Below are 20,956 nucleotides of genomic sequence, written 5' to 3'. Positions count from 1 at the left end.
GACCCGGGCCTGGCAGGCCCGGGTCCCTCTGCCTTCGGCCGGCTTGTGCTGCACTTGGTCACTGGTGGATCTGGTTTCCTGCCGGCCCTGTGTTCACCGACCCGGCGGCGGTTCGAGGGCCAGGGCGAGCAGGTACGCCCCGAAGCCCCTGGGCGCCCGGCCAGCTGTCCGGCCGGATGTCCGCACCCGGATGCTGTCCGTAGCCACAACGTTCGCGCCGGACCGCCGGAGGCCTGAGGCAAGGGCCCTGTCCTCGCCCGAATCAGCGGCCGGGAAACCACCCGCGGCCAGATAGGCGGAGGCCCGGACGCCCAGGTTGGCGCCGTAGACGTGGGGGTGGTTTTCGCGGAACGGGTGGCGGGCCCGCCAGCGCTGGAGCAGTGCCGGGTCCATGCCGTCAGGATCCGGCTCCACGGATCCCAGGACCGCGTCCGCTCCTGCGGCGGCGAGCTCCACCTGGCGCAGCAGCCAGTTACGGGGGACCAGTGAATCGGCGTCGGTATTGGCCAGCCAGGTCCGCCCGGCGGGCGCGTCCCTGAAAGGCGCGGAGGTGGTCGCGGCCTGCGCTGCCATGCTGCCGGAGTTCCACAGCGCATGGATCCCGGCCCTGCGGCTGCGGCCCACGCTTTTGAAGCCCGAAGCCAGGACTGTCACGTCCGCCGCGGCCGCTGACCGTTCTGCGTAACGGCGGGCCACCGATGCCGAGCCGTCACTGCAACTGTCCAGGACCAGCACCAGCCGGGTGCGGACGCCGGGCTGCTTTTCGGCCAGATGGTCGACGGCGGCGCTGACGCCTTCCAGAGCCCTGGCGAGGTGCCGTTCCTCGTTGTGGACGGGAATGACCACCGCCAGATGGCTGATGCTTGATGCGCCCGCTGGCAGGGCAGACTCCGGCGGATGAGACACCAAGTCCGCTGCCGGAATCGGACCCAGGGAGCCGCCGACTGTCCTGCTTTCTGCCACGGATCCCGGTCGTGGACCGCCGCTGATGCCCGGCATCAGCCGGCCCCCCGCTGTCCCGCGCCGGATCCTGCGTCTGCATCCCCGTCTGCAACCGGGCCAGTAACAGCACCGGGCGCGGTCAGGACCTCAAGGACAAAATCCTGCTCGCGGTAGAGCCCCGACTGCTGCCAGCCAAGCCGTTCCCTCGCACGGGTGTGGACGGTCTCGCCGTCGAGCTCCCAGCCGTCAATCGGATGCCGCCAGTGGCAGAGGACCAGGGCGCCGCCCGGGCTGATGGACTCCCTGATGCGGTCCAGCAGGGCAGCCAGTTCGTCCGGCGCCAGGTAGTAGCCAACCTCGGACACCACCACCAGGTCGAAGCTGCCCGCCGGCCAGGACTCCGGCAACACCTGCCGCCGGACGCTGACCCAGGGAAAAGCCGCCAGCCGTTCGGAGGCCCGGTCAGCCGCGGTGCCGCTGGCGTCCACGGCAAGGAGGTTGTCGCACCGCGGGGCAAGGTCCGCCGTGAGCGTACCGATCGAACAGCCCACCTCCAGCGCGGACCGGTACCGCTCCTGCGGCAGCGCTGCCAGGGTCAGGGCCCGCTTGCGCCGCTCATACCAGCTTCCTGCATAGTTCCAGGGGTCCGCGGAGCCGGCGTGGACGGCGTCGAAAATCTGTTCCGCATCGGCACTCCGGTGCGGCCTACCGCCGACGGGTGTGGGCGGCGTCCACGCAAAAACCTCAAACGGGCGGTCGAAATGCGCCAGGAAATCCGCGTCGAGCAGTGTTTCGTCCCCCTCGGCCGGGGACAGCGGCCGGACCTGCGTGGCATGCGCCGCCATGGCCCTGGTCTTGGCTTCCGCCGCCGCCGGAGCCAGCTGAAGCTGGTGCCAGGCCCGCCACGTTGGTTGGGCCGGCGTTGCCCAGTGCCAGTACCAGATGGGGTACTCCAGGAGGCCAAAGCCCTCCGCTGCGGCCACGGCCGCGGCCGCCTCCCCCAGCGCGTCGTGGTCCGCGTGGCCGTCACTGCGGAAAGGCGCCACCAGCACCACGTCTTCCGGCCGCGTGCCGCCGCCGTGCGCAGCGTCCCGGATGGCAGCGGCGATGGTCCCGCTGTACGCGCCCAGCCCCCGGTCCGGCAGGCCAAGGAAACTCCAGCGGCCCGCCAGGCCCAGCTCCGTGAGGGCGGCACCGAACTCGGCAATGCGCAGGGCCGAAAGCTGTTCCGGGCTGTGGGTGGGCGATCCGGGATGGGACCCTTCCCCGGCGGTGCAGAGCAAGACCTCCACTTCCGCGCCCAAGGCGGGCAGGGTCGCCATCAGGCCGCCGGCGCCCAAGGTTTCGTCATCGGGGTGGGCTGCGAGGACCACAAACCGTGTCCCGGCGAGCCTGGCCGGATCGAGGGGCAGCCCGGGGAGCGCAGCCAGGCCCGCATCGGCCCAGGTGGATTCGGCAGTTCCGGTATCCGTGTGCGAAAAGGTCACCACTGGCTGTCCCCCTTGAGGGCCAGCGCACCGAGCTGTGCGTCGTCCCGTTGCCCGTGGTGCTGGCGGACGTAGAGGGCCAGGTCGGCCATCCGTTTGGCATAGGGTTCGTCGAATGCCAGCGGCGCCGGGCCCCTTGCGGATCCCACCAACTGGAGGACGCGTTCGACGGCGGCCGCAACAGTTCCGCGCAACCGTTGCGCTTCGCTCCAGGGACTGGGGTCACCGTCGGATGGCGTGTTTTGGTCGATCCGGTCGGCGGCGCGGGCCAGGCTGTGGAGGCAGGCGGTGACGGTGCGGTCCACCTCGCCGAGGTTTGCGAGGGCCACCTGGTCCGGTTCCTTTCCGGCGTCCCTGGCGGCCTGCAGTCCCTGCCGGAAGTCGCGGGCCACCCCGATGGCACCGCCCAGCCAGCAGGCGGCAACGCCCATGCCGCCCCAGGCGAAACCTGGCCTGCTGAGGTACCAGCCGGCGCCCCCCACCGGGGTTGCGGGGACCTGGCTGAAGTGGACGGTGCCGCTGGGAATCTCGCGGAGTCCCCGCGCGATCCAGGCCGGTTCCTCTGCGGTGACCCCGTGGTGGCGGAGGTCAACGGCGAATGCTGCCCGGCCGCCGTCGTCCGTGTGGGCGGTGATGACTGCCTGGTCCAGCACCCCGGCCAGGGAGCACCACGGTTTGGCACCGTCAAGGCGGAAGGCGTCGCCATCGGCACGCGCCTCAAGGCGCAGGCCCGGACCTTCAGCGGCGAAGACGCCCCAGGCACCGCCGTCAGCGACCGCCGGATGTCCCGCTTGGGACAGGATGGCCAGGGCATCAAGGTGCGGTTCCAGGACCCGGCCGGCCGCTACGTCGGCAGCGCTGACAGTGGCCAGGAGTTCCCAGAGGATGGCTGTGTGCCCTTCGCCGGGGCGGGGCAAGGTGCTGCCGTTTTTCCTGGCCAGGTCAAGGAGGGCAGGGACGTTGCCGGCGGCCCGGGCCATGGATTCCACAGCCGGGAGCCAGAGGGCCAGTTGCCCCGGTGACGACGTGAGGAGGACGGGCTTGATCAGGTTCCCGTCAGCTCCGCCTTCAGGTGGGCGCGCCGCGGGCCGGTCCACGCCGGCCGGACGCAGGGCTGCCATGCTACTTCCGTGCCGGTTCGGTGACCGGCGGGGTGAGGAACAGGCGGACGGCAGCCTGATGGTTGGCACGTACCGGTGAGGCTTTCAACTTGTCCTCCAATGCGTATGCGGCGGGAGTGGCTCCCGCAGTTATCTAAGCATACTTACTAAGGGGTTTCAGATGATCCGCGCCAGGGCGAAGCCGTCCCAGCCTTTGGAGCCCACAGTCTGGATGACGGTGGCGTCAAACCGGGGATGACCACCCAGCATGGTGAGGGCGTCGATGATCCCGGGGGCGTTGACGGGGTCCATTCCGGCGTCGGTGATGGCACCCTCCCAGACCGCATTGTCCAGCACCACTGTGGTCCCGGGCCGGCCCAACCGGAGCGCCCAGTCCAGGTAGTTGCTGTTGTTCTGCTTGTCCGCGTCAATAAAGATGAAGTCGAAGGGCTCCCGGCCTTCCGCTGCCAGCTCCGCAAGGGTCTCCAGGGCCGGGCCAACCCTGATCTCCACTTTTGGCCCCAGCCCGGCGCTGTCGACATTTTCCCGCGCGACCTGCGCATGCGCGGGCAGGAACTCGCAACTGACCAGCGAACCGTCCGCCGGCAGCCCACGGGCCATCCAAATGGTGCTGAAGCCCGCCAAGGTGCCGATTTCCAGGACGTTCCGGGCGCCGGCCATCTGTACCAGGAGCTGCAGGAGCTTTCCGGCATTGGGCGCCACCTCGATGGCCGGCATGCCGGCATCGGCCGCCGTCCGGAGGGCGCGATGCAGGGCGGGGTCCGGGTGCACCACGGAATCGGTCAGGAACACCTCGGCGGCAGTCCACTCGGGCCGGGGCTTGTGCTCGAACATGGGCACAGTCTGGCACGGGGCGCCGCGCGGGTCCATAGGATCTGGAGCGGGTTCCGTGGAGGTCAGGAACCCTCGGAGAGGGCGCCTTCCAGCCGGTCCAGCTTGGCCGTCATTTCGCCCTCGTAGCCTGGCCTGATGTCCGCCTTGATGACCAGGGACACCCGGCTGCCGTAGCGGCCCACGGCCTCGGTGGCGCGTTTGACGACGTCGAAAACCTCGTCCCAGTCACCTTCGATGGTGGTGAACATCGAGTCCGTCCGGTTGGGCAGGCCGGACTCCCTCACAATCCTGACGGCGGCGGCCACAGCGTCGTGGACCGATGCGTCATCGGAGCGGGAACCTTCGATGGGGGCGCCTGACGGGGCGACTGAGAAAGCAAGCAACATGGAGCCAGTCTTACACGCTGAACGGGCGCCTGCAGCCTGTTGCCGCCGTCACATAAGCCCCTACCCTCCAGTAACCGTGATCGGCGCAGGCTCCGTTGCTAACCTTTTCGCATGAGCCTCGCAGTCGCCCGCAAGCCGCTCCGCGCCGACGCAGCGCGGAATGTGGACAAGATCATCACTGCTGCGCGCCAGTGCTTCCGCGAATTCGGCCCGGATGTCCCGCTGCAGACCATCGCTGTTACCGCCGGCGTGGGCCCGGCCACCCTCTTCCGGAACTTCGCCGACAAGGAGGAGCTGGTCCTCGCGGCCCTGAACCGGCAGCTGCGGGTCAGCGTGGATCCGGTGATGGACGGCGCCCTGGCCGACATCGATGCTGCTGCCGGTTTGCTGCGCGTCCTCGAAGCCTTGATGGCTGCCGCCAGCGCCGACGCCAACCTGCTGGGCGCCGTCGCGGGCAGGCGTGAACTCCTGCCCGGAATCACCGGTTCCCTGATGGATTCCATGGGGGTGCTGCTGGTCCGCGGCCAGGGCCAGGGCAGCCTGCGCCGTGATATTTCCATGACGGACATGTTCCGGCTGCTTGCGATGCTTATTGGTGTGGTTGACACCATGGAGCCCGGGTCGGACGCCTGGCGGCGCCCGCTGGCCCTGATGGAGGACGCCATCCGCTCGGTCCGGCCCGACCGCCCGCTGCCGGCCCACATCCCCGTTCCGGGCCAGCCGCAGCGCTCCGCCTAGGACCCGGATACCTGGCGTAGCTGCTTCGGAGAAGCACCATTGAACGCGGCAAAAAGGTGCAATAGAATCCGGGAAAGGTTACGCAGTCAGCCTCCGTTTTGCCGACGATGGAGTTCCCATGCCGCAACCACTGCTGATGGCGCGCCGGGAGGCGCGGCGATGAAAAGCCTCGATCTGGGCCGTTACCTCAACGGCCGGAACGACCCCGAAGACGTCCTTCCCACGCTGGCAGCGGAGGACCTTGCCGCCCTGGCAGACGCCCTGTTCAGCCATCTGGACACCATGGATCCGGAGTTCGGCGCGCAGGCCTGGTACGACTCGGTAGTGGATGAGATCAGCCGCAGGGCCGCCTCGCCGAGCGACGCGACCGGCGTGGCCTGAGCCGCCGGGCAGCGGGCTGGTAAGGCGCAAGCCGGTCAGGAGTTGAGCTGCCGTATCAGGAGTCGACCCGCCAGGTCAGGAGCTGGCCCGCCAGGTCAGGGGTTGCCGGTCTCCCCCGCCCTGGAGGTGCCGGGGTTGTCCCCGTCCTGGTTATGGTCCTGGTCCTGACCGTGATCGGGGTGGTGCCCCTCATCATGGTGCTCGTGCTCGTGATGGTCGTTCGGGACATGGTCCTTCGCTTCGATCAGGTGCTGCTGCAGCTTTTCCTCGGAGTCCCGGCGGCGGCGGGCGGTGTCGCGGAGTTCCCTGGTGGATTCCGAGCCTTTGGGATCCCGGTAAACGGCCCTTGATTTGCCGGACTGGTCCGCGGACGCAGCGGGAGCGGTGCTTTGCCCGTCGTCGCTTGTTGTCCTGTCTGCCTCGTGGACCATTGCGGGTTCCACGGGCTGTGCCTGTTCGCTCATCTGCTTCCTCCTTCATTTTCCGCCATGGAGCATGGCGGCCACTGTTCGGTCCCATACCCGCTGGACCGGTGCGGCGCTGCCGGCACTTGGCCGGACATCACCTTTGGTGGTTCATTCCGCGCCGCCGTATTTCCCTGCTGACCAGCGCCTGCAGCGCGGGAACGGGCGACTCCGGATCCCCGTCGAGGGCCTTCCGCAGAATTCCGGAAAGGTCCTCCAACTCCTCGGCGGGAACGTGGGACAGGCCGGCAAACCGGGTAAAGAAGCGCTTGGCCGGGAGGCCTGCCCGCCGTCGGAAATTCCAGTCGGGGGGCTGTGCAGCCCTGCCCCCTGCCCGGTGCAGTTGATTTTTCATAGTCGCCAATCGTGCGGGATTTTGCGGCCAACTGCTTAGCCGCTCCCATCGTACAACCGGCACGCCCGATCCAGCGTGACCCACATCACGCCCCGGCGCGTGCCTCACCGGACCTTCTGTCCGCACCCGGATAAAGGCGTAGGCGGAACCGCTCAGTTCCAGCCGGCCAGCCGGAGTAGCGCCGCGGCTCCGGCGCCGGCCAGCACCACCACCAGGAAGGGAGCGCGCAGGGCCAAGGCGATGGCAGCGGCCGCGAGCGCCCCCAGCCGGGCATCGGCGGCCAGGGATTGGCCGGTCGCGGCAGCATTGACCACTGTCAGGGAGGCCAGCAGTCCGATGGTCATGGTTCCCGCGATCCGGGACATCCGCGGATTTTCCAGCAACCGTGCGGGCACAAAGTAGCCCATCAGTTTCCAGGCGTACGCGAGCGCACAGGCCAACAGCAGCCAGATCCAGAGGCTCATGAGTCGCCTTCCGCGGCTGCCGCGCGCTTGGCGCCGTGGTGGTCGTGTTCCGCGTAGGGGTCAACGTCCGGTTCAAGGCCTTCGTCGCTGCGGCCGTGGCTGAACCAGCCGATGACCGCAGCCACCACGGCTGCCACCAGGATGGGAACACCTGCGGGTACAAACGGCACGGCAATGACGGTGGCCACGGCGCAGGCCACGGCAATCGCTACCGGTTCGCGCCCCTTGAGCCGCGGCCACAGGAGTGCCAGGAAGGCCGCTACGGCGGCGCCGTCCAGCCCCCATTGCTTGGGATCACCCAGCCCGCTGCCGGCCAGCGCACCAACAGCCGTAAAGAGGTTCCATAGCACATAGATGCCGATTCCGGCAGCCCAGAACCCGCGCCTTTGCTCCGCGGGATCGGACTGGCCGGTGCTGGTCGCGGTGGACTCGTCAATGGTCAGCTGGGCGCTGACGTACCTGCGCCAGCCCGTGGGACGCAGGAGGGCGTTGAGTTGCATGCCGTAAATACCGTTGCGCATGCCCAGCAGGGTGGCCGCGCTCATGGCGGCTATCCCTGAGCCGCCGCCGGCCACAACGCCGATGAACGCAAACTGCGAGCCGCCGCTGAAGAGCAGCAGGCTCAGGGCCATGGTTTGCCAGAAGCTGAGCCCGGAGGTGACGGACAGCGCCCCGAAGGAGACGCCGTAAAGGCCCGTGGCAATGCTGATGGACAGGCCCACCCGCACTGCCGGCGAATCCAGCAGTTTCACTGCCTCGCTGCCCGGCCGGACCGCCGGAGGCTCCACGCCCACATAATCAGCGGCACCTGAAAGGGAAGCCGCACCGTGTGCGCCTTCCGCTGCGCAGCCGTTCCGTCCGGACCGTACGCCCGTTGGAGGGCATCAACGTGCCCGGCAAGGAAGGCCACGTACATGGCGGTCAGCCCGGTAGCCGTCAGCTTCCGGGTCGCCGGCACCAGGATTCCGACGGCGGCGCCCAGTTCCAGCAGGCCGCTCGCCGCGATCCATTCCTCACGGGAAAGCAGGGCAAGTGGACTGGACGGGGGCACGCTGTGGCCTGGACCGCCGTCGTTCGCTTCTGCCTGGTGGCCGGATGCAGCGGCGGGCGACGGGTCCTCGCGGCACAGGTACCCGGGCACAACTTGGCGGTAGAACCGGGGATTCCGGAAGTGGTTGACGGCGCTGGCCAGGAGCAAAGCGCTCATGGCGGCAGCAGACAGGCTCTGGGGGGCCCGGCCGGCCCGCGGAAATGGCATGGCACCACTCAATCACAGGCGCGCGTGGCTGATGAAACCCAACTCCCGGCGACCTGCCTCCAGAGTGGAACTGCCTCCATCGTGGCGGCGCTGCGTCAGGCCCAGGCCATCAACGCGGTGCCGTAAGGCGGCGGCGGGCCCGCGTAGTCCAGCGGCCGGCCGGCCACCTGCAGTGGTGGGCCAACGTAACGGAGCTCGCCGAAGGAACTGGGCATGGTCCGGTAGTCGGGCTCAGGCAGTCCGGCACGGGCGGGCTGGCCAGCGGCAGGCCTGGCGTCCGCGTGCCCGCCAGCGGCGTTGGCCGACACCGCGTCCGCTGTCAGCGCGAACAGTTCTTCGGCGGTCCGGGCCAGCGACAGCCTGGCAGTGCCGCCCAATCCGGTTTCCCGGCGGGTTGCCAGGAGCGTGATCGCTGCGGCCGCAACCCCGTACCCGGTGGCGTGGTCCAAGGCCTGGACTGGCAGCGCGCCCGGGCGCCAGTTGCCGTCCCGGTCGGGCCCGCCGTAAACGTGGGCGATGCCGCAGGCGGCCTGGACAATACTGTCGAATCCCCGCAACCCGCGCCACGGGCCGTCGTTCCCCCAGCTGTTCAGGGCCACCACGGCCAGCCAGGGCCGGGATGCCAGCAAAGCCCGGGGTTTCAGGCCGAACCTGTCCAGTGCTCCGCGCCGGTAGCCGGTGACCACAACGTCGGCTTCGTCCAGAAGCCTTTCGAGGCGTTCCCGGCTGGTTCCGTTGGCGAGGTCGGCTTCGGCGCTGCGTTTGCCGAAACAGGTGTCAACGTACTGGTCCAGGATTTCGGGCATCCCGGGCGGATCTAGCCGCAGGACATCAGCACCCAGGGCCGCCAGGAGCCGGGTGCCCACGGGCCCTGCAATCACCCTGGTCAGGTCGAGCACCCGAACCCCTGCGAGGGGTTTTGCCGGGTGGTTGGCTTCAGGGCCGCTTCCCGCCGGGCCGGCCACAGGTTGGTGCGCACGCTTACTGGTGAGGGGCGCACCGCTGGTTGTGCCGTCGTCGGCGGTCAACTCGAGCCAGTGACCTGCTCCGGCAGCGCGGCCCATGGCGGAGCCGAGCCACTCCGCCCGGGTCCTGACGGCCGCCGCTATTCCGCCGTGCGCCTGGATCACTGCCTCGGCTGCGAGGGACGGGATACCGAGGAGGGCCTGGTCCACGTCCCGGCCGGTGGAAGCGCCAAGTGCTTGCAGGAGCCGGCGCTCGTGGTGCGGGTAATTGGCGTGGATCCGGATCCAGCCGTCAAGGGTCCGCCGGAACCCGGAGAGCGGGACGAACCCCTGGGCCTTCCGGCCGGCAATCCGCAGTAAACCGGAGGAGTCAAAGGCTGCCGCGGTCAGTTCCGGTGTGGTGCTGAACCTGCCGGGCGCGCCGGCGTAATGGTTCGCGGACGCGGCAGCGGCGTTGACGGCACCCAGCGCCAGACCCTCAACATCCAAAGGTCCATCCCACCAGCGCCCGGAGCCCGGTTGGAACATCATGACTGACCTACCTTCCCGGCGAGGAAGCCTCGCTCAACTGGTTCAGGACCCGGGCCGGCATGTTGGTGGTGATCTCCTGGATCCCCAACTCCTGGCACAGGGCCACGTCGTCCTCTGAATCCACCGTCCATACGCGCAGCCGCCGGCCGGCCTGAAGCCAGCGCTGGATGGTGGCCCTGTTTTCGCGGACGTAGTCGATGCCGGGCCCAGCCAGCCCCACCGCGCCGTCCTCGACGATCTGCTCCCCTTCGAGCTGCGTGGCCTTCATCAGGTTGGCCACGGCGCCACCGGTGATCAGGCCCAGCCCCAGCCCGTCCCGGATTTCGTGGATGGTCAGATCGTCCACCAGTTGGCAGACGTATTCCGCCGGCACGGACTGGAGGAGGTGGCGGACGGAGTCGGGGCTGAAGCTCATGAAGGTCACGGCCACGTTGTCCACGGTGGAGCTGGCCGGGTCCCAGCCCTCGCTCCGCAGCACCTCCAGCACCCTGTCCTCGAGCTTCAACTGGTAGGGGCTGGGGTGCTTGAGTTCGATCGCCAGTTTCACCGGACGCCCGGCGCCCCGGAGAAGCTCCAGCAGCTCGGGCAGGGTCAGGAACTGTTCGGACCGCGCGCCGTAGGCCTCGGGGATGCGGGCGCCCTTCCAGGAGGAGAAGTCCAGCTGGCGCAGCTCCCGGAGCGTCCGCTCGGCCACCGGCCCGGTTCCATCCGAGGTGCGGTCCAGGTTGGCGTCGTGCAGGAGGACCAGGTGCTGGTCCCGCGTCAGGTGGAGGTCGCACTCCACGCCGTCGGCGCCGTCGGCCATGGCCTGCAGGTAGGCCGCGCGGGTGTGTTCGGCGAAGGCGGCACTGGCGCCGCGGTGGGCAAAGACCAGGGACCGGTGCGGCCCGGACTCGTCAACTGTCATGGTGACACGGTAGCCGAATGCCGCCTGCCTGCAGGGCTAGGCTTGGCACATGCAGGTGAACTCTGAGCCAACTACCCAGGACTCCCCCACCCGGCCCCCTCGCCCGGCGCCGGAAGGCACTATCCTGGGTTCCGACGTCGGACGCGGAACCTCAAGCCAAAACGCTGCCGGGCTCAGCGCCGGTGACGCCGAAAAGGCGGCTGCCCTGCGCAAGATGAAAATGGTGGCCCTGGGGCTGCTGATCGCCATGGCCGTGGTATTTGTGTTCGCCTTTGCGCTGCAGAAGGAATACCCGTGGCTGCAGTACGTGCGCGCAGCCGCGGAGGGCGGCATGGTGGGCGCGCTGGCGGACTGGTTCGCCGTGACTGCCCTGTTCAAATACCCGATGGGCATCAAGATCCCGCACACGGCGATCATCCCCCGGCGCAAGGACCAGATTGGTGCCTCGCTGGGCGAATTTGTGGAGACCAACTTCCTGTCCGAGCAGGTGGTGCAGGACAAACTGGCCAGCGTCAACATTGCGCGTCGGGCCGGGGAATGGCTGGCGTCGCCTGGCGGTGCCGACCGCGTTGCAAAGGAAGGCGCCGCAATGATCCGGGGCGCCTTCACGGTGTTGAACGACGACGACGTCCAGACAGTCATCGAGGGATTGGTCCGCAAGCACCTCCTCGCACCGCCGTGGGGGCCTCCGGTGGGCAGGCTGGCTGAACGGGTTTTCCAGGACGGGCACCACCACAAACTGGTGGACCTGCTGGTGGACCGGGCCGCCGACTGGGTGGACGACAACCATGAGACAGTATCCAGGATCGTTTCCGGGCGCTCCCCCACCTGGGTTCCGCAGTTTGTGGACGGACTGGTGGGCGACAAGGTCTACGTGGAGATCCTGAAGTTTGTCCGGACCGTCCAGTCCGACCAGGACCACCAGGTCCGGCAGTCCATCGACAAGTACCTCAACGACCTTGCCCAGGACCTGCAGCACGATCCCGCCATGATCGCCCGCGCCGAGGACATCAAGGCACAGGTGCTTGGCGACCCGGAAGTGCGCGAGCTCGCCTCCAGGACCTGGGGGACCGTCAAGAACGCCCTGCTTGGTGCCGTGGATGATCCGGACAGTGAGCTGACCGTCAAATTCAAGGCCGGGGTCCGGGACTTCGGCTCCCGGCTGGTGGGCGATCCCGAGCTTGCCGGGAAGGTCAACACCTGGATTGGCGACGCCGCCGCATACCTGGTCCGCACCTACCGCTCCGACATTGCGGGCGTTATCACCGACACCGTTGCCCGCTGGGATGCCGAGGAAACCTCGCAGAAGATCGAACTCCAGGTGGGCAAGGACCTGCAGTTCATCCGGATCAACGGCACCGTGGTGGGTTCCCTCGCGGGGCTCGCGATCTTCACGGTGGCGCACCTTATCTTCGGCTGACTCCGCGGTGGCTTGGTGGGCAGTCCGGGTCTCCTGGGCCTACTGAATTACGACGGCGCGCTCGGGGTTGGGTGCCGGCGGGCTGTTCCCGGGCCTGCGGCTTGTCTTGCTGCTGAGCCAGATTGTCGTACCCCCTGCATATGCTGGGGTTATGGACGGCGAAGAGGCTCCAGGGACGGACGGCAGGGACGCTGTTTCACCTGCGTGCGGGGCTGTTTCCGGGGCCGGCTTTAGAGGCGGCTTTGGGGGCGATCCATCGGCCGTTCCTGCCCCCGGCCAAATTGTCGTACCCCCTCCCTACGCTGGTTTTATGGACGGCGAAGAGGCTCCAGGGACGGACGGCAGGAACCCGGTTCCGCCTGCTCCCGGGGCTGCCGCGCCGTCCGGGGCCGCTGTTGAGGCCGGTGACAGGCTTGATTCGCTGGCCGTTCCTGCCCCCGGCCAAATTGTCGTACCCCCTCCCTACGCTGGTTTTATGGACGGCAACGAAGCTCCAGAGACTGACAGCAGGAACCCGGTTCCGCCTGCTGTTTCCGGTTCTGGTGGGGTGGGTGCTTCTGACGCGGTGGGCGTGGTGATCGATGCGGCGTTGAGCGCGTTGACGGACTTGAAGGCTTTGGCCGGGGTCGCGGATGTTGCGTTGGAGGATGATTGGTCCGGGGAGGACCTGCTGGAGCGGGCCAAGGAAAACCGGTTACAGCGCCTCGGGGTGGTGCGGCGCGTTGAGGCTGAACTCGCGGCGGTCAAGGCGTTGACTGTTGCTGAGTATGTGGGGATTGAAGAGGCACTGACTCCGCCGGGGATTTCGAACCAGCATCAACGGGCCCGGGAAATCTCCCTGATCGCTGAGGTCGGCGGGATCCTTGGTCTCGGGGCCGGGGCCGCGGCGGACCTGGTCAGCACCAGCTACCAGCTTGCCGCCACCCAGCCGCTGACGCTCGCGGCACTGGCCGCCGGGGAAATCACCTATCAGCACGCCCGGGTCCTCACCGACGAATGCACCGGCCTGCCCCACGCCGGGACCACCGCCCTCGAAACCCACTTCCTCACCCCCACACTCCCGGATCCCACCCTCCCTGATCCTGCACTCCCGGACCCGATCGATGTGGCTGATCCTGCAGGTGCTGACCCGGCAGACCCGCTCCTGACGCCTGCCCCCGATCCGGCCGTCGGCAGTGTCCTGGCCGGGCGGTGTGTGGCGGCAGTCCTGGTCCCGGGACGGTTACGGGCCAAGGTGCGTTCCTGGCGCGAACGCCACCACCCCGAATCCATTGAGGAACGCCACGTCCGGTCGGCCGTGGACCGCAGGGTCGAGTTCACCCCGGCCCGGGACGGAATGGCCTGGCTCAGCGCCTGCCTCCCCGCGCCAAGCGCCGAAGCGATCCATAACCGGCTCACCGCGATCTCCCGCGGCCAGCAAGGCCCCCACGAGACCCGCACCCTGCCCCAACGCCGGGCCGATAACCTCGTCGAAGCCCTCCTCACCGCCGGACTCACCCCCACACAACAGCACCCCACCACCAGCACCGCAGTCACCGGGGAAACCGCCTCTGGAACGGAGGCCGGATCCACGCCTGACGATGCCACCAGCCCTGGGGCGCCGTTTACCTCGGCAAGGGCCTGGGGTGATGTTCCGGTACCCAGGGCGCAGGTCCTGATCACCGTCCCGGTCATGGCCCTCCTCGGAGCCACCGAGGAACCCGCGATCCTTGACGGCTACGGCCCCATCCCACCCTCCATGGCCAGGGACCTCATCGCCAACGGCGCCGAATCCTTCCACCGCGTCCTGATCGACCCCCGCGACGGCGCACCCCTGGAAATCGGCCGCAAAAACTACCGCCTCACCCCCGCCATGCGCCACTGGCTCCGACTCCGCGACGCCAAATGCACCTTCCCCGCCTGCAACAACAACACGCTCGACAACGACGCCGACCACATCCACCCCTGGCACCACGGCGGCACCACAGGCATCAACAACCTCAACCAACTCTGCCCAAAACACCACCACCTCAAACACAACACCACCTGGACCCCCACCACCGCCACCCAAAACCACCCACCCGGCTGGCTCTCACCCACCGGCCGCTACTACCCCGCCGAACAACCCGACCACGAACCACCCACCTGGCCGTCCGAGTGGACCCAACAACACCCCACACCCAACACGCCCCAACACCAGGAACCAGAACACCAGGACCAAAACAAGGACCAGGACCAGGACCAGGACCAGGACCAGGACCAGGAAACCCAACACCAAGAACTCCAGCAACAAGAGCCCGAACACGAGGTCCAACCCCGGCGCCCGGAACACAACCACGAGCACCGGCAACCACAACACGGACAGCGCGATCGCCTCGAACCCGGTCCAGCGCCGGGCGCCAGTACACGACCATGCCGAGACCAGTCAGGCGCCAGTGCACGGAGAAGACTCAAACGGCACAAGCTCCGTAAAAACCAGCACCGCCGAAGTTTCTCCCTCGCGGATTCATTCCTGGAGAAGTACCTTCACGGCTTGACTACCTAGGAAATGCGGACCGGGGACGTCGGGAATGGAGTTCTGGACCCGCCGGGTGAATCCCCGCGCCGATGCCTGACACGGCGCCGGTCAAGATCTACTGCCGTCCGGTTCAGCTCGCAGGCCGCCCGGGCACAGCGGGGCGACGCCGGCCAAAACTTCAGCAGCACAGCTGATGGCATCCGAGCCGGGCTTCAGGGGGACACCCTGATGAGGCGCACGAGTTCATCCGCAAGTTCAGAGACCGGCCGACGGCCGTCGAGTTCTAAGGTAGCGCCACCCCGAAGCAAAGGCTCGACGTCAAGAATGAACTGAAGAATCTCAGCTTGGTCGGCTGTGGATCGTCCATAGGAGTTGTTGGCCCGCAAAGAGACCCGCTCGATGAGGATCTCCGCCGGTGCACTCAGCAGGACAACAGCGGAAAACCGATCGTAGAAGGCGCCTTGGTTCTCAACAGTCCCCGAAACAAACAGCGGCATATGCGTCTCGAGCAATGCGGACATCCGGGTCTCGTCCCACGTCCTGTCGGGAAGGACCCAGCCGTCGTAATCCGTGTCGATGGTTCTGTAGCCCCGCCGGGACAACTCGCGCAGCACAGTTGTCTTTCCCGCCCCGGACATTCCGGTAATCAGAATTCGAGTCATGGCAGCCGGAGCCGATTCGACCGGAACCTGACGGCCTAGGCGAACGCCTCCAGCTCCACGCCGGCAGCCTCAAGGCCGGCCCGCACGCCGGATGCCATTTCGACGGCTCCGGGGGTGTCGCCGTGGATGCACAGCGAGTCGGGCCGGACTTTGACGACCGTCCCGTCCACGGCAACAACTTCACCCTTGGTGGCCAGCCGGACGGCGCGCTCAACGATTGCGTCGACGTCGTGCAGCACCGCGCCTTCCTGCGCCCGCGGAACCAGCGTCCCGTCGCCCCGGTAGGCACGGTCCACAAAGGCCTCGACGTAAACCGGGTGGCCCGCTTCCTTGGCCTGTTTGAGCAGCTCCGAGCCGGGGAGGCCCAGGATGGGAAGGCCGGGATCGTAGGCATTGACTGCAGCCACAACGGCTGACGCCTGCTCCGCATCGTTGACGAGCCGGTTGTACAGGGCGCCGTGCGGCTTGACGTAGTCCACGGAGGCACCAACGGCGTGCGCAACACCGTCGAGCGCGCCAAGCTGGTACAGCACGTCGCCGAACAACTCATCGAAGCTGACGTCCAGTGCGCGCCGGCCAAAGCCTGCGAGGTCCCGGTACCCCACGTGTGCACCGACTGTCACATCCAGTTCATAGGCGGCGCGGCAGCTGTCCAGCATGGTGATGGGATCCCCGGCGTGGAACCCGCAGGCCACATTCGCGCTGGTAACCAGCTGGAACATCGAAGGGTCGTCTCCCATCTTCCAGGAGCCGAATGATTCGCCGAGGTCAGCGTTGAGATCCAAGTGTGTTGCCTTCCAGCGTTTGGTGGTCGGGAGCTGCAGCGTTCAGCGTGAGCTCACCGGGGATGGTGTCCGGCATTGGTCCGAACGCCTCCTTGGCGTTCGAAACCACCGCGCGTCCCATCATGAGGTTACCGGCTCCCCCCACCACCGCGCCGATTCCAAACGGCAGGGCCCGCCCCAACAGCGCCGTTCCCTGGCGCTTCAGGAGATTCTTGAGGAAGGCTTTCTGGATCTTGTTCCGCACGGCGCCAAAGCCGGAGATCGGCATGGCCTTGGAAAAAACGCTGCCCAGTGTCTTGGTGGTGTTGATGCCGGCACCGCCTGCTGCTTGGCTGCTGAGCGTGCTCAGCAGCGACGTGCCCTCCTCGCCCAGCATGATGGCCATCACCATGGTGCTGGCCTTCTCGGGGTTGGTCAGGCGGATGCCGTGCAGTTCGGCCAGCGACGTCGCGTACAGCGCCGTTGCCTCCAGGAAGCCAACGGTTGCCGCGGCGGACAGGCCCAGCGACGCAATGGTTCCCACCCCGGGGACGACGGCAGTTGCGCCCACCACTGCCCCTCCGCCGGTTACCGCCCGGATGTAGTCCCGTTCCAGGATGGCTGCGAGCTGGGCCGCGGTGGCTTTGGGATGCTTTTTCTGCAGCCGTCGGATGTAGGCGAGCACCAGCGGCCGCTGGATCTCCACTGCCTTCAGGAGCATGTTGTGGACGCCCGGCTTGGGCTTGCCGTCGGCATCGAACACGGCGTTGTGGGCCGTCTCCTGTGCGATTCGGACTGCGGGATTGCTGCGCTTGGCCATGGTCACCTCTGTTAGTCTCGCCGCGGCGGATGCGGCCTTCCCCAATACTAAGGCTGCTTGGGGTTGAACCACCCAGCCGCCGCCCCCGTTCAAGCCCACAACCGGGTACTTGGTGCCCACCCCGGAAACCGGATGCCGGACCTAGTATTGGGGATATGCCCACCCCCAAAGCCCTGCGACCGTTTGCCCATCGCGAGTACCGGGTCCTGATCGCAGCCCTGGCCATTTCGATTTTTGGCTCGGGAATGTGGGCCGTGGGCATGGTCTACCAGGTCATCCACCTGGGCGGCGGCCCCCTGGACCTGTCCCTCGTCGCAGCCGCCGGCAGCGTGGGCCTGGTGGCGTTTGTCCTGGCCGGCGGCATCGCCGCCGACCGGTTCCCGCATCGCCGGCTGATCATTGCCGTGGAGGGTGCCAACCTGGCCGTCATCGCCACTATCACCGCTCTGGCGATGACCGGATTGCTCCAGATCTGGCACCTGGCCATCGGTGCGTTTGTGCTCGGTATGGGCGCCGCCTTCTTCTTCCCCGCCTACTCGGCCATCCTCCCGCGCATCCTGCCGGCGGAAGACCTGCTGGCCGCCAACGGCATGGAGGGTTCAATGCGCCCTGTCCTCCAGCAGGCGGCCGGGCCAGCTGTGGCAGGCATCGTGGTGGCGGCGCTGTCGCCGTCGCACGCCGTCGCTGCGGTGGCCGCCTGCCATCTGCTGGCGTTTGCCGTCCTGAATTTCCTCAGCCGCACCGCGCTGGCAACACCGGATCCCGGCCAGGACCACGGCGCCCTCCGGAAAAACACGCTGCTGCAGGACCTCCGCGAAGGCGTGAACTACACGGTCCGGACTCCGTGGCTCCTCTGGACGCTCCTGTGGGCCTGCATCTCGGTGCTGTTCCTGATCGGGCCCATCGAGGTCCTACTGCCCTTCGTGGTCCGCGACCAGCTCGCCGGGGATTCCAGCATGTTCGGCTTCCTCCTCGCCGTGATGGGCGTGGGGGCCGCGCTGGGCTCCCTCCTGACCGCCTCGTTCAGGCTGCCGCGCCGCTACCTGACGGTGATGATGGCCTCGTGGGGCGCGGGCAGCCTGCCGCTGGCCGCCGTCGGATTCATGGACAGCTTCTGGGCGATCGCCGCGGCCCTGTTTGTGTTCGGCGCCACCGGCAGCGTGGGCATGGTCATTTGGGGAACGCTGCTGCAACGGCGCGTCCCCCGTCACCTGCTGGGCCGCATTTCCAGCCTGGACTTCTTTGTGTCATTGGCCCTGATGCCGGTGTCCATGGCCCTGGCCGGTCCCGCCGCCGAGGTCCTGCCCATCTGGCTGATCTTCGCGGTGGCCGGCGGCGTCTGCCCCATCATGGCCGTGGTGGCCATGGTTGTTGCCCGGATGCCGGACGACGAGTTGACGCACCCCCTGGACACCGAACCTGCAATGGAAAGCACGACGCCGGCAGGAGACTGACGCGGCGGCGCGCCCGCCGCGCCAGTCCCCTTCGTCCTGCTGCCGCGGCACTTAGTTGCGGCCGCGCACCAACGGAATGCCCGCCGTCGGAAGTCCCGTGGGGAAGACTGTGGGCTCCGGCTCCGGAATGTCTGCCAGCTCCACCCGGACCGGGTCGCTGCCCACGGTGACCTTACTGCCCCGGACGTCCACGTCCAGCGGGTCGCCGTCACTGACCGTCAGGGTGATGGCGCCCTGGGTCAGTTCAACCCGGAGCAGCCTGCCGCTGATGCGCAGGTGGAAGGACAGCCCTTCCCATTCGGCCGGCAGCCGGGGATCGAAGAACGGCAGCGGCCCCTGATCCCGCAGGCCGGCGAAACCGCAGACCAGTGAGCTCCACACGCCGCCCGTCGAGGCAATATGGACGCCGTCGATCGTGTTGCCGTGCGTGTCGTCCAGGTCGATGAAGGCGGCATCCGTGAAGTGCTTGAGTGATTCCCCGGCATAGCCCACCTCAGCGGCCATGATGCCCTGCACACAGGCGGACAGGGTGGAGTCGCCGGTGGTGATCGGGTCGTAGAAGTCGAAGGCGCGCTGCTTTTCTTCCGCACTGAAGTCCTGCCACTGGAGGAACATCGCCAGGACGGTGTCCGCCTGCTTGAGGACCTGGTGGCGGTAGATGACCAACGGGTGGAAGTGCAGCAGCAGCGGGTACTTGGAGCGTGGCGTGGTCCAGTCCCACGGCTCGAGGGTCATGAAGTCGTTGTCCTGGGAGTGGACCTGCATCCGTTCGTCAAAGGGCAGGTGCATCAGGTTTGCGGCCGCTTGCCACAGCTGCCGTTCCTCCTGGGTGATGCCCGAGTGCTCCAGGGCAGCGGCGGCCCGGAGGTTAAAGCGGGCCATGACGTTGGTGTACAGGTTGTCGTTGACCACTGCCGTGTACTCGTCCGGGCCGGTGACGCCATGGATGTGGAAGAGCCCGTCCTTGGCGAAGAAGCCCAGAGAGATCCACATCCGCGCGGTTTCGATGAGCAGCTCTGCGCCCATGCCTTCACGGAAACTGGTGTCCCCGGTAGCCCAGAGGTACCGGTTGGTTGCGAACGCGATGGCCGCTGCGATATGGAACTGCGCGGTACCGGCGGCGTAATAGGCACTGGCCTCAAGCCCGTTGATGGTGCGCCACGGGAACAGTGCGCCGTCAACGCTCAGTTCCTTGGCGCGGATCTTGGCATCCGGCAGGATCCCGTGCCGGTATTCCAGCACCTGGCGGGCACCGTCCGGGCTGGTGTACGTCAGGTAGGGCAGGATGTAGACCTCCTGGTCCCAGAAGTAATGCCCCTCGTAACCGGACCCGGTCACGCCCTTTGCAGGCACGCCTGCAACATCCGCGCGGGCCGTTGCCTGCGCCAGTTGGAACAGGTTCCAACGGATGGCCTGCTGGAGTTCAGGCTGGCCCGTCACCACGATGTCGGAGGTGGCCCAGTAGTCCTTGTAGTGGGCTTCGCTTTCCTCGAAGATGTCCTGGACGGGCCGCAGTCCGGCTTCGGCCACCTCGGCGGCGTCCACGGCGTCGTCCTGCACCGCGGGGCCGGCGGCGTAGCTGACGCTCTTTTCCAGCCGGAAAGGCTCGTCGGCGCTGGCTGCCAGCACGTACCGGACGCTGCTCTCATCCTGGTCCACCAGGGTGTCGAACGGCTGGTGGCCCGGCGAGGTCCAGTGGTCCACGGCCAGGCCCACACGCTGCTTCGATTCGGCAGCTTCCCAGGACAGCCGGAGCGAACCGTCGCCGCCGTCCAGGCGCAGCGGCAGCAGCACGCGCCCGGCGTGCCGGCCTGCGCGTCGGGGGTCGTGGTTGGAGTGGTCCTCCACCGGTTGGTCCTGCCGGTTGCTCACGGTGGAGGTCACGTCCAGGGAGACTTGCCGGTCCGCGGCAACCTCCAGCGAAATGCCCAGGCTGCCGCGGCTGCGGAAGCCAACGGCCCGGCGCTCGGTGGTGGTGACGGTCGCTCCGGAGCGGCACTGCCACCGGATCCGGCACTCGTAGGCACCCGTGGCGAAGTCGACGGACCGCCGGTACTCCAGCACCTCGGATTCGGCCAGGCTCAGGGCCTCGCCGTCGATCACCACGGTGAAGTTGTTGGCGTCCGGGATGTAGACGATGCGCTGGCCCGTCCGGGCGAAGCCGAAGGCGTTCTCCGCGTGCTTGATGTCCCAGATCTCGTGCAGGCCGTTGATGAAGCTGCCGGGAAGGTCGGCATCGGCTGGAGCCCAGTGCGCGCCGCGGATCCCCAGGTGCCCGTTGCCCAGCGCAAACAGGGTTTCCAGGGTGCCCGCGCTGCCTTGCTCATGGCGCGTTTCCACGAGCTGCCAGGGGGTGTTGGGGAACCGTTCGCGGTCCGCGGTGATGAAAGCCATGCTGTTGGGGTCCTTTGGCGTTTTGCTGGGCAGCCGGTGGGGAGCCGGCCAAGGCGTGCTGATGTTAAGGCGTGGTGCTGGCGTTCGAAGCGCCGGTACTGCAGGCGGATGT

The 20,956-nt window shown here is 67.7% G+C and carries 20 protein-coding genes; 5 read left to right on the top strand and 15 right to left on the bottom strand.

Annotated features, from left to right (window positions below):
- Positions 1 to 93: 93 nt before the first annotated feature.
- The 5 genes from ACRB8A_RS02335 to ACRB8A_RS02315 all read right to left on the bottom strand — a co-directional run bounded on the left by ACRB8A_RS02335 (position 94) and on the right by ACRB8A_RS02315 (position 4,770).
- Positions 94 to 846, bottom strand: a complete 753-nt coding sequence (locus ACRB8A_RS02335; RefSeq protein ID WP_432245493.1) for a glycosyltransferase — start codon at positions 844 to 846, stop codon at positions 94 to 96.
- A 152-nt stretch (positions 847 to 998) separates the two neighbouring features.
- Positions 999 to 2,432 carry a bifunctional PIG-L family deacetylase/class I SAM-dependent methyltransferase gene (locus ACRB8A_RS02330; RefSeq protein ID WP_285241969.1) on the bottom strand — a complete coding sequence of 478 codons (1,434 nt, stop codon included), beginning with the start codon at positions 2,430 to 2,432 and terminating at the stop codon, positions 999 to 1,001.
- Positions 2,426 to 3,550 (bottom strand): hypothetical protein, encoded by a 1,125-nt coding sequence (locus tag ACRB8A_RS02325; protein ID WP_432245492.1) that lies wholly within the window; start codon positions 3,548 to 3,550, stop codon positions 2,426 to 2,428. Before ACRB8A_RS02325 ends, ACRB8A_RS02330 begins: the two co-directional genes overlap by 7 nt.
- Before the next feature lie 156 nt (positions 3,551 to 3,706).
- Positions 3,707 to 4,384, bottom strand: a complete 678-nt coding sequence (locus tag ACRB8A_RS02320) for an O-methyltransferase (RefSeq protein ID WP_056598885.1) — start codon at positions 4,382 to 4,384, stop codon at positions 3,707 to 3,709.
- Between the two features lie 62 nt (positions 4,385 to 4,446).
- Positions 4,447 to 4,770, bottom strand: a complete 324-nt coding sequence (locus ACRB8A_RS02315) for a thiamine-binding protein (RefSeq protein ID WP_056598882.1) — start codon at positions 4,768 to 4,770, stop codon at positions 4,447 to 4,449.
- Between the two features lie 111 nt (positions 4,771 to 4,881).
- Between ACRB8A_RS02315 and ACRB8A_RS02310 the strand changes: the two genes are divergently transcribed.
- Positions 4,882 to 5,508, top strand: coding sequence for a TetR/AcrR family transcriptional regulator (locus ACRB8A_RS02310; protein WP_050687761.1), 627 nt, complete (start codon positions 4,882 to 4,884; stop codon positions 5,506 to 5,508).
- Positions 5,509 to 5,667: 159 nt separating this feature from the next.
- Positions 5,668 to 5,889, top strand: a complete 222-nt coding sequence (locus ACRB8A_RS02305; RefSeq protein ID WP_050687763.1) for a hypothetical protein — start codon at positions 5,668 to 5,670, stop codon at positions 5,887 to 5,889.
- Between the two features lie 95 nt (positions 5,890 to 5,984).
- Here the strand turns inward: ACRB8A_RS02305 and ACRB8A_RS02300 are convergent, their stop codons facing one another.
- The 6 genes from ACRB8A_RS02300 to ACRB8A_RS02275 all read right to left on the bottom strand — a co-directional run bounded on the left by ACRB8A_RS02300 (position 5,985) and on the right by ACRB8A_RS02275 (position 10,833).
- The gene (locus ACRB8A_RS02300) at positions 5,985 to 6,353 is read right to left on the bottom strand and encodes a hypothetical protein (RefSeq protein WP_197273615.1); all 369 of its coding nucleotides are present in this window, start codon (positions 6,351 to 6,353) and stop codon (positions 5,985 to 5,987) included.
- A 507-nt stretch (positions 6,354 to 6,860) separates the two neighbouring features.
- Positions 6,861 to 7,172 (bottom strand): AzlD domain-containing protein, encoded by a 312-nt coding sequence (locus tag ACRB8A_RS02295; protein ID WP_050687767.1) that lies wholly within the window; start codon positions 7,170 to 7,172, stop codon positions 6,861 to 6,863.
- Positions 7,169 to 7,924, bottom strand: a complete 756-nt coding sequence (locus ACRB8A_RS02290) for an AzlC family ABC transporter permease (protein WP_285241975.1) — start codon at positions 7,922 to 7,924, stop codon at positions 7,169 to 7,171. The genes ACRB8A_RS02295 and ACRB8A_RS02290 overlap by 4 nt, the downstream gene beginning before the upstream one ends.
- Positions 7,921 to 8,430 carry a DoxX family protein gene (locus ACRB8A_RS02285; RefSeq protein ID WP_050687771.1) on the bottom strand — a complete coding sequence of 170 codons (510 nt, stop codon included), beginning with the start codon at positions 8,428 to 8,430 and terminating at the stop codon, positions 7,921 to 7,923. The genes ACRB8A_RS02290 and ACRB8A_RS02285 overlap by 4 nt, the downstream gene beginning before the upstream one ends.
- Positions 8,431 to 8,525: 95 nt before the next feature.
- Complete coding sequence (locus ACRB8A_RS02280) at positions 8,526 to 9,926, bottom strand: CoA transferase (protein WP_285241970.1); 1,401 nt, start codon at positions 9,924 to 9,926, stop codon at positions 8,526 to 8,528.
- Between the two features lie 7 nt (positions 9,927 to 9,933).
- A complete protein-coding gene (locus tag ACRB8A_RS02275) occupies positions 9,934 to 10,833 on the bottom strand; it encodes a glycerophosphodiester phosphodiesterase (RefSeq protein ID WP_285241971.1) in 900 nt (299 codons plus the stop codon).
- Positions 10,834 to 10,882: 49 nt separating this feature from the next.
- On the opposite strand from ACRB8A_RS02275, the gene ACRB8A_RS02270 reads away from it, so the two are divergent.
- The gene (locus ACRB8A_RS02270) at positions 10,883 to 12,253 is read left to right on the top strand and encodes a DUF445 domain-containing protein (RefSeq protein WP_285241972.1); all 1,371 of its coding nucleotides are present in this window, start codon (positions 10,883 to 10,885) and stop codon (positions 12,251 to 12,253) included.
- 310 nt (positions 12,254 to 12,563) lie between these two features.
- Entirely contained in the window at positions 12,564 to 14,777 is a 2,214-nt protein-coding gene (locus ACRB8A_RS02265) for a DUF222 domain-containing protein (protein ID WP_432245491.1), read from the top strand.
- Between the two features lie 185 nt (positions 14,778 to 14,962).
- Here ACRB8A_RS02265 and ACRB8A_RS02260 read toward each other — a convergent pair whose 3' ends face one another.
- Genes ACRB8A_RS02260 through ACRB8A_RS02250 form a run of 3 tightly spaced genes read right to left on the bottom strand, consistent with a single transcriptional unit; the run spans position 14,963 to position 16,996 of the window.
- A complete protein-coding gene (locus tag ACRB8A_RS02260) occupies positions 14,963 to 15,412 on the bottom strand; it encodes an AAA family ATPase (protein WP_285241049.1) in 450 nt (149 codons plus the stop codon).
- 35 nt (positions 15,413 to 15,447) lie between these two features.
- A complete protein-coding gene (locus tag ACRB8A_RS02255) occupies positions 15,448 to 16,197 on the bottom strand; it encodes a LamB/YcsF family protein (protein WP_432245490.1) in 750 nt (249 codons plus the stop codon).
- The gene (locus ACRB8A_RS02250; protein WP_285241051.1) at positions 16,181 to 16,996 is read right to left on the bottom strand and encodes a hypothetical protein; all 816 of its coding nucleotides are present in this window, start codon (positions 16,994 to 16,996) and stop codon (positions 16,181 to 16,183) included. The genes ACRB8A_RS02255 and ACRB8A_RS02250 overlap by 17 nt, the downstream gene beginning before the upstream one ends.
- A 155-nt stretch (positions 16,997 to 17,151) precedes the next feature.
- On the opposite strand from ACRB8A_RS02250, the gene ACRB8A_RS02245 reads away from it, so the two are divergent.
- Positions 17,152 to 18,450, top strand: a complete 1,299-nt coding sequence (locus ACRB8A_RS02245; RefSeq protein WP_432245489.1) for an MFS transporter — start codon at positions 17,152 to 17,154, stop codon at positions 18,448 to 18,450.
- A 51-nt stretch (positions 18,451 to 18,501) separates the two neighbouring features.
- Here ACRB8A_RS02245 and ACRB8A_RS02240 read toward each other — a convergent pair whose 3' ends face one another.
- Complete coding sequence (locus ACRB8A_RS02240) at positions 18,502 to 20,844, bottom strand: glycoside hydrolase family 65 protein (protein WP_432245488.1); 2,343 nt, start codon at positions 20,842 to 20,844, stop codon at positions 18,502 to 18,504.
- Between the last annotated feature and the right edge of the window lie 112 nt (positions 20,845 to 20,956).

Source organism: Arthrobacter sp. G.S.26, assembly GCF_050847375.1.
GTDB lineage: Bacteria > Actinomycetota > Actinomycetes > Actinomycetales > Micrococcaceae > Arthrobacter.
The sequence above is the reverse complement of the archived record's forward strand: the minus strand, read 5'-3'. Positions and strand labels throughout refer to the sequence as shown.

What these genes read in the sequence shown, in the direction of transcription:
- ACRB8A_RS02325 (WP_432245492.1), bottom strand. Translation starts at nt 3,550, where the DNA reads ATGGCAGCCCTGCGTCCGGCCGGCGTGGACCGGCCCGCGGCGCGCCCA.
- ACRB8A_RS02320 (WP_056598885.1), bottom strand. Translation starts at nt 4,384, where the DNA reads ATGTTCGAGCACAAGCCCCGGCCCGAGTGGACTGCCGCCGAGGTGTTC.
- ACRB8A_RS02315 (WP_056598882.1), bottom strand. Translation starts at nt 4,770, where the DNA reads ATGTTGCTTGCTTTCTCAGTCGCCCCGTCAGGCGCCCCCATCGAAGGT.
- ACRB8A_RS02310 (WP_050687761.1), top strand. Translation starts at nt 4,882, where the DNA reads ATGAGCCTCGCAGTCGCCCGCAAGCCGCTCCGCGCCGACGCAGCGCGG.
- ACRB8A_RS02305 (WP_050687763.1), top strand. Translation starts at nt 5,668, where the DNA reads ATGAAAAGCCTCGATCTGGGCCGTTACCTCAACGGCCGGAACGACCCC.
- ACRB8A_RS02300 (WP_197273615.1), bottom strand. Translation starts at nt 6,353, where the DNA reads ATGAGCGAACAGGCACAGCCCGTGGAACCCGCAATGGTCCACGAGGCA.
- ACRB8A_RS02295 (WP_050687767.1), bottom strand. Translation starts at nt 7,172, where the DNA reads ATGAGCCTCTGGATCTGGCTGCTGTTGGCCTGTGCGCTCGCGTACGCC.
- ACRB8A_RS02285 (WP_050687771.1), bottom strand. Translation starts at nt 8,430, where the DNA reads ATGCCATTTCCGCGGGCCGGCCGGGCCCCCCAGAGCCTGTCTGCTGCC.
- ACRB8A_RS02280 (WP_285241970.1), bottom strand. Translation starts at nt 9,926, where the DNA reads ATGATGTTCCAACCGGGCTCCGGGCGCTGGTGGGATGGACCTTTGGAT.
- ACRB8A_RS02275 (WP_285241971.1), bottom strand. Translation starts at nt 10,833, where the DNA reads ATGACAGTTGACGAGTCCGGGCCGCACCGGTCCCTGGTCTTTGCCCAC.
- ACRB8A_RS02270 (WP_285241972.1), top strand. Translation starts at nt 10,883, where the DNA reads ATGCAGGTGAACTCTGAGCCAACTACCCAGGACTCCCCCACCCGGCCC.
- ACRB8A_RS02265 (WP_432245491.1), top strand. Translation starts at nt 12,564, where the DNA reads ATGGACGGCGAAGAGGCTCCAGGGACGGACGGCAGGAACCCGGTTCCG.
- ACRB8A_RS02260 (WP_285241049.1), bottom strand. Translation starts at nt 15,412, where the DNA reads ATGACTCGAATTCTGATTACCGGAATGTCCGGGGCGGGAAAGACAACT.
- ACRB8A_RS02250 (WP_285241051.1), bottom strand. Translation starts at nt 16,996, where the DNA reads ATGGCCAAGCGCAGCAATCCCGCAGTCCGAATCGCACAGGAGACGGCC.
- ACRB8A_RS02245 (WP_432245489.1), top strand. Translation starts at nt 17,152, where the DNA reads ATGCCCACCCCCAAAGCCCTGCGACCGTTTGCCCATCGCGAGTACCGG.
- ACRB8A_RS02240 (WP_432245488.1), bottom strand. Translation starts at nt 20,844, where the DNA reads ATGGCTTTCATCACCGCGGACCGCGAACGGTTCCCCAACACCCCCTGG.